Raw genomic sequence first — 17,785 nt, 5'->3', positions numbered from 1 at the left:
ATAAAGTATGGAAGGTATCGAAAACAGTTACGGTCGTTTATTTTTAAAACATCAATTGCCAAAAGAAGTAAATCATCTGGCAAAGACCTTGGAAAGTATAGTAGCCATAAAAGGTAAAGTCACTTGTCAACGCTGTCATTATCAGATAACCGCAGAAGCGAGATTACCAAGTGGCACTTACTACTGCCGCTTCTGTCTCGTTTTTGGCCGAAATCAAGCTGATAGGCCTCTTTATTATATACCTCCACATCCTTTTCCTATAGCCAATTATCTTCAATGGAAGGGGATATTAACGCCCTACCAAGAAAGTATTTCAAACCAATTAGTCAAGAATGTTCATGCTAAAAAACCTACTTTAGTGCATGCTGTTACCGGAGCCGGCAAGACAGAGATGATTTATGGAGCCATAGCAGCAGTTGTTAATGCTGGAGGTTGGGTTTGTTTAGCCAGCCCAAGGGTCGATGTTTGTATAGAACTTGCTAATCGCTTAAAAGCTGCTTTTTCTTGCCGGGTTACTCTTTTACATGCTGACTCAGAAGCTTATCAAAGAAGTCCTATTATAGTAGCTACTACCCATCAATTACTGACCTTTTATAAGGCTTTTGATCTTTTAATCATTGATGAAGTTGATGCTTTTCCTTTTGTCAATAATCATCAACTACAATATGCAGCGCAGCAAGCCGCTAAAGAAGGCGCTAGTAGTATCGTATTGACCGCGACATCGACCAAAGAACTGGAAGAGCAGGTCAAAAGTGGGGAACTAGAGAAGTTGACATTAGCTAGACGATTCCACGATAATCCTTTAATTCTTCCGAAATTTATCAGGAGTTTTGGTCTATTAAAAAAAATTCACTGTCAAAAACTTCCTCGAGCTCTTGTTAAATCTATCAGTCAACAAAGGAAAACAGGATGTCCACTGCTAATTTTTCTTCCTATTATTGCCATGGCAGAATTAGTTACTGAATTATTAAAGTTAGCTTTTCCAGAGGAACAAATTGCCTGTGTCTCTAGCCAATCAGCTGACAGAGTTAAAGACATTGATGCCTTTCGTCAAGGAAAGAAAGGTATTTTGGTGACCACCACAATATTGGAAAGGGGTGTTACTTTCCCAGGCGTGGATGTCTTTGTGCTTATGGCACAGCATCGAGGATACAGTTCTCAAAGCTTGGTTCAAATCGCAGGTCGTGTGGGGAGATCTATCGAAAGGCCAACAGGGAAGGTGTATTTCTTTCACGATGGGATTAGCCAAGCAATGCGCAATGCAAGAAAAGAAATTAAAGAAATGAATCAGAAAGGTTATTTGAATGATATGCCTCCTATGTCAACAATTTAGTCCATTACCCTTGCGAATAACGGATATTCTCTTTTTGAAACCTCAAACAACAACTCTCTGTCAGGAGTGTCAACAAGGGTTTCAAAAGATAAGCTTCACGAGTTGCCAAACCTGTAACGCTCCTTCCCAAAGCTCTCCATGTTCTGATTGTTTAGAATGGAAAGTCAAAGGATACGAGGTTAATCACAAAAGTTTATATCAGTATAACGCTGCTATGAAAGCTTATTTTAGCCAATATAAGTTTCAAGGAGACTACTTGCTAAGACATGTCTTTGCTCAAGAATTAGCCCAAGTTATTAAAAAAGACTATCCAGATTTTACTCCTGTTCCAGTTCCTATCAGTAAGGAGCGTTATGAAGAACGTCATTTCAATCAAGTGACTGCTATACTTGAAGCAGGGAATATTAACTATTGCATGCTTTTTAAAAGAATGGATACTAGCCGTCAGTCTTCTAAAACTAAAAATGAAAGATTATTATCCAAAGATGCCTATCGTCTCTCCACCCTCTCTGAATTACCAGCAAAAATCCTCATTATTGATGATATTTACACTACCGGTAGCACCATTATCGCTTTGAAAAAACTATTAATGCATGTTGGAAATAGTGACATCAAAAGTTTGTCAATTGCACGTTAAAACTTGCAAATTTTCATGAAAGCGGTATAATAGTATTAAAGATAAAGAAAGCGCTTCAAGCGCGAGAAAGAGGTATCCTATGATTAAGTTCAGTATTCGTGGAGAAAATATCGAAGTGACAGAAGCTATTCGCGATTATGTAGAATCAAAGCTTACTAAAATCGAAAAGTATTTTGTTGAAGAGCAAGAAATAGATGCGCGTGTTAATTTGAAAGTTTATCGTGAGAAATCTTCAAAAGTAGAGGTTACTATCCCACTTGGTTCAGTAACACTTCGTGCAGAAGATGTATCACAAGATATGTATGGTTCAATCGATTTAGTCGTTGATAAGATTGAACGTCAAATCAGAAAAAATAAAACTAAAATTGCAAAAAAACATCGTGAAAAAGTTCCAACTGGTCAAGTCTTCACAACAGAATTTGAAGCAGAGCAAGTAGATGAAACACCAGAAGTAAAAGTGGTTCGCACTAAAAACCTCACATTAAAACCAATGGATGTTGAAGAAGCACGTTTACAAATGGAATTATTAGGGCATGATTTCTTTATCTATACTGATGCCGAAGATGGTGAAACTAACATTCTTTACCGTCGTGAAGATGGTGATTTAGGGTTAATTGAAGCCAAATAAAGTTTAACAAATAGGAGTAAGTCAGCTTACTTCTATTTTTTTCCCGCGTTGTAAAATGAAGTGCAACAAAAAAGACATGTTTGTCTGATATACTAGAATTCCCCAATTCAGTATGGAAAGCAGATGAACATGTCTAATATTAATTCTACCAGAAAATCCTCCTATTCTCATCTTTCAGCCACAGAACGGGGTGAAATTGCTGCTTATCTTAAAATGAGAGAGCAACCCGTTGATATTGCTCGACTCCTGGGTTGTCACTGTTCTACAATCTGCCGAGAAATAAAACGTTGTTCAGTAGAACAGGTAAAGGATAAGAATGGAAAACAAACCTTCTTCAACGCCTATTTTGCTGATAGTGGATAACGTGTCTATGAAACCAATCGTCAAAAGAGTTCTTACCTCAAATTGAATGGCTGCTCCGCTAGGTTCATTGCACAATTAGAATCTGCCTTGACGGCTAACATTCGTCTCCATAGTGTGGATAGTTTTGTTCAGACTTACAAAGTAAACCATCCTGAAGAAGTCGTCCCCTATACCAAAACGATTTATCGTTATATCAAAGAGGGGTTGTTAGCTATTAAACCAATCGATTTGCCTAAGATGGTTAGTATCAGAAAACGTTCTAAGAAAGTCATGAAGACGAATAAGAAGACTTTAGGTAAATCTATCGAAGAACGTCCAGAATATATTAATGATCGTTCTGAATTTGGGCATTGGGAGATTGATTTGGTTCTCGGCAAGAAAACCAAAGGTGAAGCTGTTATGTTGACTTTGGTAGAGCGCCAGACACGCTATGCACTAGGAGTTAAGCTAGAAGACAAGCAGTCCCAAACCATTAACCGCGCTGTCACGCATCTCATCAGTCAGTATCCTATTGCATCCATCACAGCGGATAATGGTTCTGAGTTTAGTTTACTCTCAAACCTAGAAGCTGTTGACGTTTACTTTGCACATCCCTATTCTTCACATGAGAGAGGAACAAACGAGAACTTCAATGGCCTCCTCAGAGAATATGTCCCTAAAGGAATCTCACTTAATCCACTAACCTCTGAAGAACTTGACAATTATCTTACAGCCATCAATGAGCGCCCAAGACGACTTCTTCAATATCAATCCTCAACATTCCTGTTTGAGCTATCCCGAACAACTTAACCTCTGGAACTCTAGTTATCTATGAACTGGTTGCACTTGACTTGACAACTTGCGTTCTATTTTTTTTGAAAAAAGAGAGAAAATATAGTTGACAAATAAGGATGACCTATCGTATACTATTCAAGTTGCCAGTAGAAATGTTAAAACTGGCTAACTTCAACTTGAAATTTGGCGACTTATCACTTGAAAGTATTTTTGAAAAAAAGAGTAAAAAAGTTGTTGACAAAGTTAGTAAAAGTTGATAGAATAAAATAGTTGTCTCGAAAGAGGGCAAGACCTTTGAGAACTGAATAAGACGAACCAAACGTGAGGGTGATATGGAGACATATTACCCGTCAAAAACGAGAAATAAATCTGTCAGCGACAGAAAGAACGAGTAAGTTCAAACACATCTTAATGAGAGTTTGATCCTGGCTCAGGACGAACGCTGGCGGCGTGCCTAATACATGCAAGTAGAACGCTGAGGACTGGTGCTTGCACCGGTCCAAGGAGTTGCGAACGGGTGAGTAACGCGTAGGTAACCTACCTCATAGCGGGGGATAACTATTGGAAACGATAGCTAATACCGCATAAAAGTGTTTAACCCATGTTAAACATTTAAAAGGTGCAACTGCATCACTATGAGATGGACCTGCGTTGTATTAGCTAGTTGGTGAGGTAACGGCTCACCAAGGCGACGATACATAGCCGACCTGAGAGGGTGATCGGCCACACTGGGACTGAGACACGGCCCAGACTCCTACGGGAGGCAGCAGTAGGGAATCTTCGGCAATGGACGGAAGTCTGACCGAGCAACGCCGCGTGAGTGAAGAAGGTTTTCGGATCGTAAAGCTCTGTTGTTAGAGAAGAATGATGGTGGGAGTGGAAAATCCACCATGTGACGGTAACTAACCAGAAAGGGACGGCTAACTACGTGCCAGCAGCCGCGGTAATACGTAGGTCCCGAGCGTTGTCCGGATTTATTGGGCGTAAAGCGAGCGCAGGCGGTTCTTTAAGTCTGAAGTTAAAGGCAGTGGCTCAACCATTGTACGCTTTGGAAACTGGAGAACTTGAGTGCAGAAGGGGAGAGTGGAATTCCATGTGTAGCGGTGAAATGCGTAGATATATGGAGGAACACCGGTGGCGAAAGCGGCTCTCTGGTCTGTAACTGACGCTGAGGCTCGAAAGCGTGGGGAGCAAACAGGATTAGATACCCTGGTAGTCCACGCCGTAAACGATGAGTGCTAGGTGTTAGGCCCTTTCCGGGGCTTAGTGCCGGAGCTAACGCATTAAGCACTCCGCCTGGGGAGTACGACCGCAAGGTTGAAACTCAAAGGAATTGACGGGGGCCCGCACAAGCGGTGGAGCATGTGGTTTAATTCGAAGCAACGCGAAGAACCTTACCAGGTCTTGACATCCTCCTGACCGGTCTAGAGATAGGCTTTCCCTTCGGGGCAGGAGTGACAGGTGGTGCATGGTTGTCGTCAGCTCGTGTCGTGAGATGTTGGGTTAAGTCCCGCAACGAGCGCAACCCCTATTGTTAGTTGCCATCATTAAGTTGGGCACTCTAGCGAGACTGCCGGTAATAAACCGGAGGAAGGTGGGGATGACGTCAAATCATCATGCCCCTTATGACCTGGGCTACACACGTGCTACAATGGTTGGTACAACGAGTCGCAAGCCGGTGACGGCAAGCTAATCTCTTAAAGCCAATCTCAGTTCGGATTGTAGGCTGCAACTCGCCTACATGAAGTCGGAATCGCTAGTAATCGCGGATCAGCACGCCGCGGTGAATACGTTCCCGGGCCTTGTACACACCGCCCGTCACACCACGAGAGTTTGTAACACCCGAAGTCGGTGAGGTAACCTATTAGGAGCCAGCCGCCTAAGGTGGGATAGATGATTGGGGTGAAGTCGTAACAAGGTAGCCGTATCGGAAGGTGCGGCTGGATCACCTCCTTTCTAAGGAAATGGAACACGTTAGGGTCGTCTTATTTAGTTTTGAGAGGTCTTGTGGGGCCTTAGCTCAGCTGGGAGAGCGCCTGCTTTGCACGCAGGAGGTCAGCGGTTCGATCCCGCTAGGCTCCATTAGGATAGAGATATCCTAGAAACTGTCCATTGAAAATTGAATATCTATATCAAATTCCACGATCAAGAAATTGATTGTACGAATAGTAACAAGAAAATAAACCGAAAACGCTGTGAATAATCAAGAGTTTTTCTAGTTAAGATATACTAGTAAAAGATAAGGTTAAGTTAATAAGGGCGCACGGTGGATGCCTTGGCACTAGAAGCCGAAGAAGGACGTGACTAACGACGAAATGCTTTGGGGAGCTGTAAGTAAGCGCTGATCCAGAGATGTCCGAATGGGGGAACCCACTAGCTACTGGCTAGTATCCATAACTGTTAAGGTTATGAGAAGGAAGACGCAGTGAACTGAAACATCTAAGTAGCTGCAGGAAGAGAAAGCAAACGCGATTGCCTTAGTAGCGGCGAGCGAAACGGCAGGAGGGCAAACCGAGAAGTTTACTTCTCGGGGTTGTAGGACTGCGACGTGGGACTTTAAAAGGATAGAAGAATTACCTGGGAAGGTAAGCCAAAGAGAGTAATAGCCTCGTATTTAAAATTCTTTTGAGCCCTAGCAGTATCCTGAGTACGGCGAGACACGCGAAATCTCGTTGGAATCTGGGAGGACCATCTCCCAACCCTAAATACTCTCTAGTGACCGATAGTGAACCAGTACCGTGAGGGAAAGGTGAAAAGCACCCCGTGAGGGGAGTGAAATAGAACCTGAAACCGTGTGCCTACAACAAGTTCGAGCCCGTTAATGGGTGAGAGCGTGCCTTTTGTAGAATGAACCGGCGAGTTACGATATGATGCGAGGTTAAGTTGAAGAGACGGAGCCGCAGGGAAACCGAGTCTTAATAGGGCGACTTAGTATCATGTTGTAGACCCGAAACCATGTGACCTACCCATGAGCAGGTTGAAGGTGCGGTAAGACGCACTGGAGGACCGAACCAGGGCACGTTGAAAAGTGCTTGGATGACTTGTGGGTAGCGGAGAAATTCCAAACGAACTTGGAGATAGCTGGTTCTCTCCGAAATAGCTTTAGGGCTAGCGTCGATGTTAAGTCTCTTGGAGGTAGAGCACTGTTTGGGTGAGGGGTCCATCTCGGATTACCAATCTCAGATAAACTCCGAATGCCAACGAGATATAATCGGCAGTCAGACTGCGAGTGCTAAGATCCGTAGTCGAAAGGGAAACAGCCCAGACCACCAGCTAAGGTCCCAAAATATATGTTAAGTGGAAAAGGATGTGGGGTTGCACAGACAACTAGGATGTTAGCTTAGAAGCAGCTATTCATTCAAAGAGTGCGTAATAGCTCACTAGTCGAGTGACCCTGCGCCGAAAATGTACCGGGGCTAAAACATATTACCGAAGCTGTGGATGACACGTTAGTGTCATGGTAGGAGAGCGTTCTATGTGTGAAGAAGGTGTACCGTGAGGAGCGCTGGAACGCATAGAAGTGAGAATGCCGGTATGAGTAGCGAAAGACAGGTGAGAATCCTGTCCACCGTAAGACTAAGGTTTCCAGGGGAAGGCTCGTCCGCCCTGGGTTAGTCGGGACCTAAGGAGAGACCGAAAGGTGTATCCGATGGCCAACAGGTTGATATTCCTGTACTAGAGTATAAAGTGATGGAGGGACGCAGTAGGCTAACTAAAGCAGGCGATTGGAAGAGCCTGTCTAAGCAGTGAGGTGTAAGATGAGTCAAATGCTTATCTTTATAACATTGAGCTGTGATGGGGAGCGAAGTTAAGTAGCGAAGTTAGTGACGTCACACTGCCAAGAAAAGCTTCTAGCGTTTAATTATACTCTACCCGTACCGCAAACCGACACAGGTAGTCGAGGCGAGTAGCCTCAGGTGATCGAGAGAACTCTCGTTAAGGAACTCGGCAAAATGACCCCGTAACTTCGGGAGAAGGGGTGCTGACTTAGGTCAGCCGCAGTGAATAGGCCCAAGCAACTGTTTATCAAAAACACAGCTCTCTGCTAAATCGTAAGATGATGTATAGGGGGTGACGCCTGCCCGGTGCTGGAAGGTTAAGAGGAGGGTTTAGCGTAAGCGAAGATCTGAATTGAAGCCCCAGTAAACGGCGGCCGTAACTATAACGGTCCTAAGGTAGCGAAATTCCTTGTCGGGTAAGTTCCGACCCGCACGAAAGGCGTAATGATTTGGGCACTGTCTCAACGAGAGACTCGGTGAAATTTTAGTACCTGTGAAGATGCAGGTTACCCGCGACAGGACGGAAAGACCCCATGGAGCTTTACTGCAGTTTGATATTGAGTATCTGTACCACATGTACAGGATAGGTAGGAGCCATTGAAGTCGGGACGCCAGTTTCGACGGAGGCGTTGTTGGGATACTACCCTTGTGTTATGGCTACTCTAACCCGGATAGGTTATCCCTATCGGAGACAGTGTCTGACGGGCAGTTTGACTGGGGCGGTCGCCTCCTAAAAGGTAACGGAGGCGCCCAAAGGTTCCCTCAGATTGGTTGGAAATCAATCGCAGAGTGTAAAGGTATAAGGGAGCTTGACTGCGAGAGCTACAACTCGAGCAGGGACGAAAGTCGGGCTTAGTGATCCGGTGGTTCCGTATGGAAGGGCCATCGCTCAACGGATAAAAGCTACCCTGGGGATAACAGGCTTATCTCCCCCAAGAGTTCACATCGACGGGGAGGTTTGGCACCTCGATGTCGGCTCGTCGCATCCTGGGGCTGTAGTCGGTCCCAAGGGTTGGGCTGTTCGCCCATTAAAGCGGCACGCGAGCTGGGTTCAGAACGTCGTGAGACAGTTCGGTCCCTATCCGTCGCGGGCGTAGGAAATTTGAGAGGATCTGCTCCTAGTACGAGAGGACCAGAGTGGACTTACCGCTGGTGTACCAGTTGTCTTGCCAAAGGCATCGCTGGGTAGCTATGTAGGGAAGGGATAAGCGCTGAAAGCATCTAAGTGCGAAGCCCCCCTCAAGATGAGATTTCCCATGATTTTATATCAGTAAGAGCCCTGAGAGATGATCAGGTAGATAGGTTAGAAGTGGAAGTGTAGTGATACATGAAGCGGACTAATACTAATAGCTCGAGGACTTATCCGAAGAAAGAGATTGACAAGCGTAGAAGGTTCTTGTTAGAATATAGGTATTCAATTTTGAGTGGACAGTCCTTATGAGAATAAGGAGGTTCAAAAGTTAAGTGACGATAGCCTAGGAGATACACCTGTACCCATGCCGAACACAGTAGTTAAGCCCTAGAACGCCTGAAGTAGTTGGGGGTTGCCCCCTGTTAGATACGGTAGTCGCTTAGCTTAGAGGCCACTCAATGGGAGTTTAGCTCAGCTGGGAGAGCATCTGCCTTACAAGCAGAGGGTCAGCGGTTCGATCCCGTTAACTCCCATAGTATTTGAAAAGATACAGGTCCCGTAGTGTAGCGGTTATCACGTCGCCCTGTCACGGCGAAGATCGCGGGTTCGATTCCCGTCGGGACCGTTCAAAGAGTAGTCATATTTTTTGAAGGAAAGACTCGTTAGCTCAGTTGGTAGAGCAATTGACTTTTAATCAATGGGTCACTGGTTCGAGCCCAGTACGGGTCATAGAAGCGGGTTTGGCGGAATTGGCAGACGCACCAGATTTAGGATCTGGCGCTTAACGGCGTGGGGGTTCAAGTCCCTTAACCCGCATAAAAGATTAGCCGGCTTAGCTCAGTTGGTAGAGCATCTGATTTGTAATCAGAGGGTCGCGTGTTCAAGTCATGTAGCCGGCATAACTAATAAGATTAGTTTTTCCAAGCTTGTTAGCTTGGGCGCGTAGCTCAGGTGGTTAGAGCGCACGCCTGATAAGCGTGAGGTCGGTGGTTCGAGTCCACTCGTGCCCATTATCTATATTATTATGGTCCGTTGGTCAAGGGGTTAAGACACCGCCTTTTCACGGCGGTAACACGGGTTCGAATCCCGTACGGACTATAATTCTGTTTTTTATCATGATTTATAATTGGTAAAATTCAAAATCCTCGGAAGATCATTAAGATCTTCTTTTTTATTGTCTATTTTTGAGTTTTCTGTCAGGGATTGATCTGTTTAGAGGTTTTTAGTTGAAATAGAGTTTGGCCTTTTGATAATGTATAGTTCCTTTCTCTTGTTTGACTCTTTTGATAGGGGATTAGTATTATTTGGAATACAAAAAAGATATCCTTTGAAATATGATCAGCGGACATCTTTTTAGTATGATTATGCATGTAGCTATAAGTCAAGCATTCGTTTAATTGATTTCATGAGGGAGTAAGATCGTTTCAATACCTGAATTGTCGACTACATAGATTGTTCTTGGGTAAAAAGGATCAAACCGAGCTTTGTAATCAAAAACGATGCGTAGTCCACGTTTTCGATCAATATACTCATAAGAAAGGTATTGTTTGTTTTTAATTAGTTTGAAAACAAGGAGATTATTAAGGGGAAAAACACCTTTTAGGTAGTGATCGATGATTTCCCAAAACGTATCAACCAATTCGGGAGGAAGGCTAGTTGCTACACCAAAACTGGCATAGCGTTCCTTTGCTTTTTGAAATGCCATAAAAATTTTTCCTCTCTAGTAATAAAGCACTCCTGTGGAGTGCTAGACAACTATCAACGATTCTTCAGTTCAAGATAACGTTTGTACCAAATACTGATATAGGCCTTGGAAAATGGTCCTTTTTCATGATTAATCCAGTCAACTAATATTTTGACATTTTCTTTTAGAATAAAGTCCATATCAGCTGAATACTGCATTTCTTTTTTATGAACCTCGTATTCGTCAACATCAAGTAATCTCTTTTCACCATCCGCAAAAACTTTGACATCTAAATCGTAATCAATGTATTTAAGGGCCTCAGTGTCCATCATGTATGGACTAGCTAAGTTACAGTAATAAGAGACGCCATTATCTCGAATCATGGCTATAATGTTGAACCAGTATTTTTTGTGAAAATAAACGATTGCAGGCTCACGAGTAACCCAGCGTCTACCATCACTTTCTGTGACAAGAGTGTGATCATTAACTCCAATAAGGGCATTTTCAGTTGTTTTGAGTACCATAGTATCGCGCCAGGTTCGGTGCAATCTACCATCATGCTTATAACTTTGAATTGTAATAAAGTCGCCTTCTTTAGGTAATTTCATGCCTTACCAACTTTCTACAATTAAACTTATCCCTTATAGTCTATCATAAATGTGTGAATAAATCACTTAATTTTGTCATACTTAGAGATAATCTCTTAATTTGCTGGTAATATCATCACTCGGGTAACCTTTTCGGTATAGGGTTTGGTAGAGCTTTTGCTTTAAGGTATAACCATCATATTTGCGACTGAGTTTACGATATTGTTTGTCTAATTCTTTATCAAGAAGATCTTCTATGTCTTGATTATCTTGGTCAAAATTAAGTTGATTGAGGCTATGTTTAGCCGAATCGTAGGAAAAGCCTTTGGTGAGCAAGGATTGCATCAGTTTATCCTTTAAAGCTTTGGGAGGAAGTTTTCCTTGGTACTTACTGAAGAGTTTTTGGGATACTTTTTGTGCAAGTTGGTTGAAGTCAGTTTGAGATAAGATAGGATCAATGTCATGACTTGCAATGCCTTTTTGTAATAACTTTTGTTTTAACACTTGAGGACCTTTATCACCATTTAGCTGATTTTGGCGGGTATAGGTCTCCGCTAATTTGGCGTCATCTAACCACCTGTCTTGTTGGAGATGGTGAATGATGTCCGGAATAATGCTTTCGTCAATATCGTGCTTAAGCAGGTAGTCCTTGACTTGCTTTTGGCTGCGTTGTTGGAAGGAAAGAAAATAGAGAGCTAGGTTTTTACCGTAGGACAGTTGTGCAAAATGTTTAATGTCTTCAAGCTGATCATTGTCAAGGACTTTATCTTTACTCAGCATAAAGTGGACGATGGTATCTTCTGTTACATACAGAGCGTCATTGTCATCAAATTCAACGAGATACAGACGCTTTTTCTTTTCGATTTTAGTGATTTTCATACTTTGATTATATCAAAAATGGTAAAATAGAAAATGAAAATACTGCTAAAATAGGTTAGTTCGTGAGTGACTTTGGCAGTGAGATTAAAAAAGTTACAGAGTAAGGGGAAGACATGGTCATAAAGGTTAAACAGAAAATTCCTTTAAAAATTAAACGAATGGGGATTAATGGCGAAGGGATTGGTTTTTACCAGAAAACCTTGGTATTCGTTCCTGGTGCTTTAAAGGGAGAAGATGTTTTTTGCCAAGTCACGGAGGTTAAGCGTAATTTTGCAGAGGCCAAGCTGTTAACGGTAAATAAGGCTTCTAAGAATCGTGTCAAACCAGCTTGCCCTATTTATGAAACTTGTGGTGGTTGCCAAATCATGCATTTAGCCTATCCTAAACAGCTAGATTTCAAAGATGATGTGATTAGGCAGGCCCTTAAAAAATTCAAACCAGCTGGTTATGAGCAATTTGAGATTAGGCATACCAAGGGAATGAAGAAGCCAGACCACTACCGAGCTAAATTGCAGTTTCAGTTAAGATCATTTGGGGGATCGGTCAAAGCTGGTCTATTTTCACAAGGGAGTCACCGTTTGGTTCCTATTGATTATTGTTTGGTTCAGGATGCATTGACACAGGAAATCATTAATTCCATCACTCAGTTAGTGGATAAATACAGATTGCCTGTTTACAATGAACGCAATATTGCTGGTATTCGGACGGTAATGGTTCGGAAAGCACAGGCTAGTGATCAGGTGCAGATTATTATTGTGAGCAGTAAGGACATTAGTTTGGCCGGGCTCATTGGAGACGTGACCAAGGCTTTTCCTCAAATTAAGACGGTTGCCTTGAATATTAATCGTTCTAAATCGAGTGACATCTATGGGGAAGAAACTGAAATCTTATGGGGACAAGAGGCGATCCATGAAGAAGTTTTGGACTATGGATTTGCTTTGTCACCGAGGGCTTTTTACCAGCTTAATCCAGAGCAGACAGAGGTTTTGTATGGCGAGGTGGTCAAGGCCTTGGATGTAGGGGTCACAGATCACATTATCGATGCCTATTGTGGCGTTGGTTCAATTGGCTTTGCCTTTGCAGGGAAAGTCAAGTCTGTGCGAGGGATGGATATCATTCCAGAAGCCATTGAGGATGCACAGAAAAATGCCAAGGCCATGGGCTTTGATAATACTTACTATGAGGCAGGGAAGGCAGAGGATATTATTCCTAAATGGTATAAACAAGGTTACCGAGCGGATGCTATCATTGTCGATCCGCCAAGAACTGGTTTAGATGATAAATTATTAAAAACCATTCTTCGTTATCAGCCTAAACAGATGGTGTATGTGTCTTGTAATACCTCTACTTTAGCCCGCGACTTGATACAGCTAGCAACTGTTTACGATGTTCACTATATCCAAAGTGTAGACATGTTCCCTCATACGGCAAGGACCGAGGCAGTTGTGAAATTGTCCAAACGACATATCGATGACCATCATAAATGACTGAAGACGATATGAAAGATGTTAACATCAAAAAATAAGGCCACATACCGTGACATTAAAGATTAATTGAGAGAGAAGGAATCATGATAAAACGTATTACCATTTTGGGAACGGGAATGATGGGGAAACAACTAGCAGCTTTTTTGCTCAATTCCCATTTGGAGGTTACCTTGGTCAAGGTCAGTTCTTCGCAGAATTTGCAAGAGGATGAGCAAGCTGTCCTCTCTTATATCAAGAAACGCTTATATGAAGCTTCTTATATTCAGCATTTTCACTTCCAGTCTTTGGAGGCTTATTTGGAACAGAGGATTGATGCTGATTTAATGATTGAAGCAGTTGTGGAGGACTTAGAGGTAAAGCAGTCTTTATTGCAAAGACTTAGTTTTCAGCTTGGAGAGCATACCTTTATTGCTACTAATACCTCATCATTAAGTCTTGAAAAGATAGCTAGTTCTTTGAATCCAGATATGACGAGACGTTTTTTGGGGCTTCATTTTTTCGCTCCTGTTCGTCAGATGCCCTTAGTAGAAGTGTGTTATCATTCGGAATTTGAAGAGCAGTATAAACCTCTTATGGAAGAATTCGTTGCAAAAACCTTAGGAAAAGAAATGATTATTGCCAATGATGTGCTAGGTTTCATTGCTAATCGGATAGGTTTTTATGCTAATTACGACTTGATGAGACTGGGTGAGGAAGCCGATATAGGGATTGAAGCTATTGATTTTCTATCTGTTCATGCTTTAAAACGATCAGCGATGGGCCCTTACGCTTTGACCGATTATACTGGCTTATTGTTATCTGATGAGGCCCAAAAAACCTATGCTCAAAGCAAACGAGATGCGCCTTTCTTTCAAGAACGGTCTTTACCTAAAGAAATGGTCAATCGTTCTTATTTTGGCGCTCGTTATGGTAAGGGTTATTATCAAATCATTGAGGGGAAAAAACTTGTCATCAATCCCAAAACCTATCACTATCAAGCAATGTCTCCTATTCCAAAAGAATGGTTTGAAAGATATAAGAATGCATCTCCAAAAACTGTCTTTCATGACATCATGGTTAATAATGATCCCTTGAGTTTATTTTTAAGGCAGGTTATTGAAAATGTCTTATATTATGCCCTTATTCAAGTTCCTTTTGCGACTGAGAATTATAAGTCTATCGATAAAGCTATGCGTTATGGGTATAATTGGCAGTTGGGACCATTTGAAATTTGGGATTTACTTGGCTTCAATCAAGTGAAAGAAAACTTGCAAAAAAGATTTGGACCATTACCGAACTGGCTTGATCATATTAATGGCTGTTTTTATGCTCAAAATCCCTATGATTCGTCTCTGGAGATAATGCAGGTGGCACCAAATCTTATTTGGGATCGACCTAACCAAAGTTCTCTGAGGCAAACAGAGGATGGTGTGTTGTTATTTAGCATGGCAACTCCAAAATCCGTAATCAATCCCCAGTTGTTAAATGATTTAAGTGAAGCTATTGAATTGCTTGAAGAATCTGATAATAAGGGGCTTGTGATTCATAGTCTAGGAAAGCATTTTTCAGTTGGTTATGACATTAAGTTGATGTCAAGACAAATCGAGGAGAAAACTCTTTTATCTTCCTTACAAGATCAGTATCCTAAGACACACGAGCTTTTGAAAGCTCTGCGATTTAGCAAAAAACCAATCATTTCTGCGCTACATGGGAAAGCCCTAGGTGGCGGAGCGGAAATTGCAATGCTTTCTTCAGAAGTTCTGGCTGATGTTAATCTTAAAATCGGCCTTGTTGAGTATGGTATTGGATTGTTGCCTGGTGGTGGTGGCTTGGCTTATTTGGCTGAAACGGTTCTGATGTCATCTTATAGCAGGGCTCAAAAGAAGACAGACTTGGTAGACCGCTTTTTGTTAGTTTCAGGTCAAAAGGTGTCCAATAACGCCTATGAAGCAGTTCGTTTAGGCTTATTAAAAGCTAATACCACTATTGTGAAACGACAGGCAGATTTGGTAGAATTGGCAATCAGTCGTGTCCTGTTTTTGGATAAGGCAGGTTACATTCCTGTGGAACCTCAATCCTATCGTGCTCTTGGCAATGAATTTATTGCGATTATGAAAGGAATGATTGCCAATTATAGAGCAGGAGGTTTCATTTCAGCTGCGGAGGTTCCTGTTCTGGAAAAACTTGCCTTTGTTTTAGGAGGGGGTTCTTTGCCAATGGGAACTAAAATTGACTTTGAACATCTCTTAAACCTAGAAAAAGAATGTTTTCTACAGCTTTTGTCAAATCCAGATACTATTGAAAAACTGTCACAGTTTGCTAAGCCTTAGGGTATCATTCACGAATTTAGATTAGAAAGAGGTTGCGATGACCGAAGCCTATATTGTTGCTTATGGACGTTCTCCAATTTGTAAAGGAAAGGAAGAGGGAACTTACTATTACAGTAAACCTGAAGAAATTGCTGCTCAGGTGCTTAGAGGGGTCTTAACTACCTTAGGAGAAAGTTTTCCCACTCACGCCATTGAGGATGTGATTGTAGGTTGTTCAGTTCCTGAAAACCTTCAAGGCATGAACATTGCTAGAAAAATCAGTTTGCTAGCTGGTTTAGATGTTTGTGTTCCGGGTCAAACCATTAACCGTTTTTGTGCTTCTGGCTTACAGAGTATTGCAACAGCTGCAGCCTTTATCCAGTCTCAGCAGGCTGATTTCCTGATTGCTGGTGGTCTTGAATTTGCCAGTACCACACCAGCAACTAGTCCAGAAATGACCAATAGCCTTTTGTTAGAATCATCTCCTAATCCATACAGTCCTTGGATGGGAATTACTGCTGAAAATGTTGCCGAAAAGTATTCTATTAGTTCTGAAGAACAAAATCGCTTTGCCCTTACAAGCCATGAAAAGGCTCACTTGGCTCAGGTTTCTGGTAAGTTTGAAGAGGAGATTATTCCTGTAGTGGTTCAGAGACCAAAGCGTATAGGAAGTGATATTGTCCTTGAAGACCATGTCATTGATAAGGATGAAGGGATTCGAACGGATTCCAGTATCGAGAAACTTGAGCACTTACCTAAGATTTTTAAGAAAGAAGGGACAGTCACGGCTGCAACTTCTTCACAAATTAGTGACGGGGCTGCTTTTGTAGTTCTTGCTTCTCCAGCAGCTGTTAAACGCTATCAGCTTAAACCACTTGCAAGATTTTTGGGATGCCATACGACTGGTTGTGAGCCAGCACTCATGGGATTGGGTCCTATCACAGCTATCCCTAAGGTTCTCGAAAAAACAGGTTTAAAACAAAAAGATATAGACCTGATTGAATTAAATGAAGCTTTTGCTGCTCAAGCATTGGCCTGTATTAAAGCATTAAATCTAGCTGATGATAAAGTTAATGTTAATGGTGGAGCAATTGCCTTAGGTCACCCTAATGGTGCGATAGGGACAGTATTGACCATCAAAGCTCTTTCCGAACTCAAACGCCGTCGAGAGAGATATGGCTTAATCAGTATGTGTGTCGGTGGCGGTATGGGGGCTGCAGGGATTATTGAAAATTTAGGAGCAAGTACATGACCAGTATTGAAAAATTATTGAACTGTCGTTACCCTTTATTGCAAGGGGGAATGGCCTACATTTCCCAACCCAAACTCGTCGCAGCTGTTAGCGAAGCTGGTGGCGCTGGTATCCTAACATCTGTTGGCGAAACTCCTACATCATTAAAAGCATTGATTGACGAAGTTCGTCAATTAACCAGTCATACTTTTGGTGTTAATTTGATGTTACAACAAAACAATATTGCTGAATTAGTAGAAGTCATTGTGCAAGAGAAGGTACCATTTGTGACAACTGGAGCTGGGAATCCAGCTCCCTATTTGCGAGCCCTTAAAGAAGCCGGTATCAAAGTATTAGCTGTGGTAGGGTCTGTTTATCATGCTAAAAAAATGGATGCTTTAGGAGTTGATGCGATCATTGCAGAAGGACAGGAATCTGGCGGCCATATTGGAGAGATTTCTAGCATGGTCTTAATCCCCCAAGTCGTCGATGCTGTTTCAGTACCAGTCATTGGAGCAGGTGGTGTTTATGATCATCGTTCTATTTCGGCTATGATTGCTTTGGGTGCCAAAGGGGTTCAGGCGGGTACCATATTTTTAGCCAGTCAAGAGTGCCAAATTCCCAATTCCTATAAAGAAAAGTTACTGGATGCTAATGAGCCTGCAACTATTGTGACAGGTTTAAAATACGGCCATCCCGTTCGTAGTTTGAAGACAACTTTGGTTGTTGATTATGCGGAAAAAGAATTTTCAGGGGCATCAAAAGAAGAGTTAGATGCCTGTATTGGAGATGCTTACCATCAAGCCGTTGTCAGCGAAACAGACCATGGTTGCTATTTAGCGGGTCAGGTTGCTGCTGCAATTAGGAGGATAGAAACGGTTCAGGTCATTGTTGATCGCTTATTTCCTCCTAAGCAAACTGGTTCGAAATAATTGATTTCAATGTTTTATGTAGTCTCAGCAACGTCAAAAATAGAAGGAGTG

Annotated in this window: 10 protein-coding genes, 8 tRNA genes, 3 rRNA genes and 1 pseudogene; 19 read left to right on the top strand and 3 right to left on the bottom strand. The window is 42.3% G+C overall.

Annotation, left to right across the window (positions count from 1 at the left end):
* Positions 1-7: 7 nt before the first annotated feature.
* From FQT67_RS07955 to FQT67_RS07885, 15 genes and pseudogenes are all read left to right on the top strand, one after another.
* A complete protein-coding gene (locus FQT67_RS07955; RefSeq protein ID WP_015017291.1) occupies positions 8-1,333 on the top strand; it encodes a DEAD/DEAH box helicase in 1,326 nt (441 codons plus the stop codon).
* On the top strand, positions 1,305-1,970 hold the full coding sequence (locus tag FQT67_RS11045; RefSeq protein ID WP_012767419.1) for a ComF family protein: 666 nt from the start codon (positions 1,305-1,307) through the stop codon (positions 1,968-1,970). Before FQT67_RS07955 ends, FQT67_RS11045 begins: the two co-directional genes overlap by 29 nt.
* 79 nt (positions 1,971-2,049) lie before the next feature.
* The gene (gene raiA, locus FQT67_RS07945; RefSeq protein WP_003061817.1) at positions 2,050-2,598 is read left to right on the top strand and encodes a ribosome-associated translation inhibitor RaiA; all 549 of its coding nucleotides are present in this window, start codon (positions 2,050-2,052) and stop codon (positions 2,596-2,598) included.
* A gap of 129 nt (positions 2,599-2,727) precedes the next feature.
* Positions 2,728-3,750 (top strand): annotated as a pseudogene (locus tag FQT67_RS07940) (IS30 family transposase).
* A 392-nt stretch (positions 3,751-4,142) separates the two neighbouring features.
* Positions 4,143-5,691 (top strand): 16S ribosomal RNA (locus FQT67_RS07935).
* A gap of 53 nt (positions 5,692-5,744) precedes the next feature.
* Positions 5,745-5,817: transfer RNA gene (locus FQT67_RS07930), tRNA-Ala, on the top strand.
* 161 nt (positions 5,818-5,978) lie between these two features.
* Positions 5,979-8,881 (top strand): 23S ribosomal RNA (locus FQT67_RS07925).
* Positions 8,882-8,974: 93 nt separating this feature from the next.
* Positions 8,975-9,090 (top strand): 5S ribosomal RNA (gene rrf, locus FQT67_RS07920).
* Together the 16S, 23S and 5S rRNA genes with 8 tRNA genes alongside form the textbook arrangement of a ribosomal RNA operon.
* A 16-nt stretch (positions 9,091-9,106) precedes the next feature.
* Positions 9,107-9,179, top strand: a tRNA-Val gene (locus FQT67_RS07915).
* Between the two features lie 19 nt (positions 9,180-9,198).
* Positions 9,199-9,271: transfer RNA gene (locus tag FQT67_RS07910), tRNA-Asp, on the top strand.
* Positions 9,272-9,302: 31 nt separating this feature from the next.
* Positions 9,303-9,375, top strand: a tRNA-Lys gene (locus FQT67_RS07905).
* Between the two features lie 5 nt (positions 9,376-9,380).
* Positions 9,381-9,462: transfer RNA gene (locus tag FQT67_RS07900), tRNA-Leu, on the top strand.
* Positions 9,463-9,472: 10 nt separating this feature from the next.
* Positions 9,473-9,545: transfer RNA gene (locus tag FQT67_RS07895), tRNA-Thr, on the top strand.
* A 37-nt stretch (positions 9,546-9,582) separates the two neighbouring features.
* Positions 9,583-9,656 (top strand) — tRNA-Ile (locus FQT67_RS07890).
* Between the two features lie 16 nt (positions 9,657-9,672).
* Positions 9,673-9,744 (top strand) — tRNA-Glu (locus tag FQT67_RS07885).
* A gap of 295 nt (positions 9,745-10,039) precedes the next feature.
* On the opposite strand, the gene FQT67_RS07880 is transcribed toward FQT67_RS07885, so the two are convergent.
* From FQT67_RS07880 to recX, 3 genes are all read right to left on the bottom strand, one after another.
* Positions 10,040-10,351, bottom strand: coding sequence for a DUF960 domain-containing protein (locus FQT67_RS07880; RefSeq protein ID WP_046177055.1), 312 nt, complete (start codon positions 10,349-10,351; stop codon positions 10,040-10,042).
* A gap of 53 nt (positions 10,352-10,404) precedes the next feature.
* Complete coding sequence (locus FQT67_RS07875) at positions 10,405-10,938, bottom strand: DUF402 domain-containing protein (RefSeq protein WP_003061431.1); 534 nt, start codon at positions 10,936-10,938, stop codon at positions 10,405-10,407.
* Between the two features lie 81 nt (positions 10,939-11,019).
* A complete protein-coding gene (gene recX / locus FQT67_RS07870; protein WP_046177054.1) occupies positions 11,020-11,796 on the bottom strand; it encodes a recombination regulator RecX in 777 nt (258 codons plus the stop codon).
* 113 nt (positions 11,797-11,909) lie between these two features.
* Between recX and rlmD the strand changes: the two genes are divergently transcribed.
* From rlmD to FQT67_RS07850, 4 genes are all read left to right on the top strand, one after another.
* On the top strand, positions 11,910-13,283 hold the full coding sequence (gene rlmD, locus FQT67_RS07865) for a 23S rRNA (uracil(1939)-C(5))-methyltransferase RlmD (protein WP_046177053.1): 1,374 nt from the start codon (positions 11,910-11,912) through the stop codon (positions 13,281-13,283).
* An 83-nt stretch (positions 13,284-13,366) separates the two neighbouring features.
* Positions 13,367-15,592: a 3-hydroxyacyl-CoA dehydrogenase/enoyl-CoA hydratase family protein gene (locus FQT67_RS07860; RefSeq protein ID WP_046177052.1), complete on the top strand. Its 2,226-nt coding sequence runs from the start codon at positions 13,367-13,369 to the stop codon at positions 15,590-15,592.
* A gap of 37 nt (positions 15,593-15,629) precedes the next feature.
* Positions 15,630-16,823, top strand: coding sequence for a thiolase family protein (locus tag FQT67_RS07855; protein ID WP_046177051.1), 1,194 nt, complete (start codon positions 15,630-15,632; stop codon positions 16,821-16,823).
* Positions 16,820-17,734, top strand: coding sequence for a nitronate monooxygenase (locus FQT67_RS07850; protein ID WP_046177050.1), 915 nt, complete (start codon positions 16,820-16,822; stop codon positions 17,732-17,734). The genes FQT67_RS07855 and FQT67_RS07850 overlap by 4 nt, the downstream gene beginning before the upstream one ends.
* Positions 17,735-17,785: the final 51 nt, after the last annotated feature.

The organism is Streptococcus sp. NCTC 11567 (genome assembly GCF_902141215.1).
In the GTDB taxonomy this organism is placed as follows: Bacteria; Bacillota; Bacilli; order Lactobacillales; family Streptococcaceae; genus Streptococcus; species Streptococcus dysgalactiae.
This window is presented reverse-complemented; position numbering and strand designations above follow the sequence as displayed.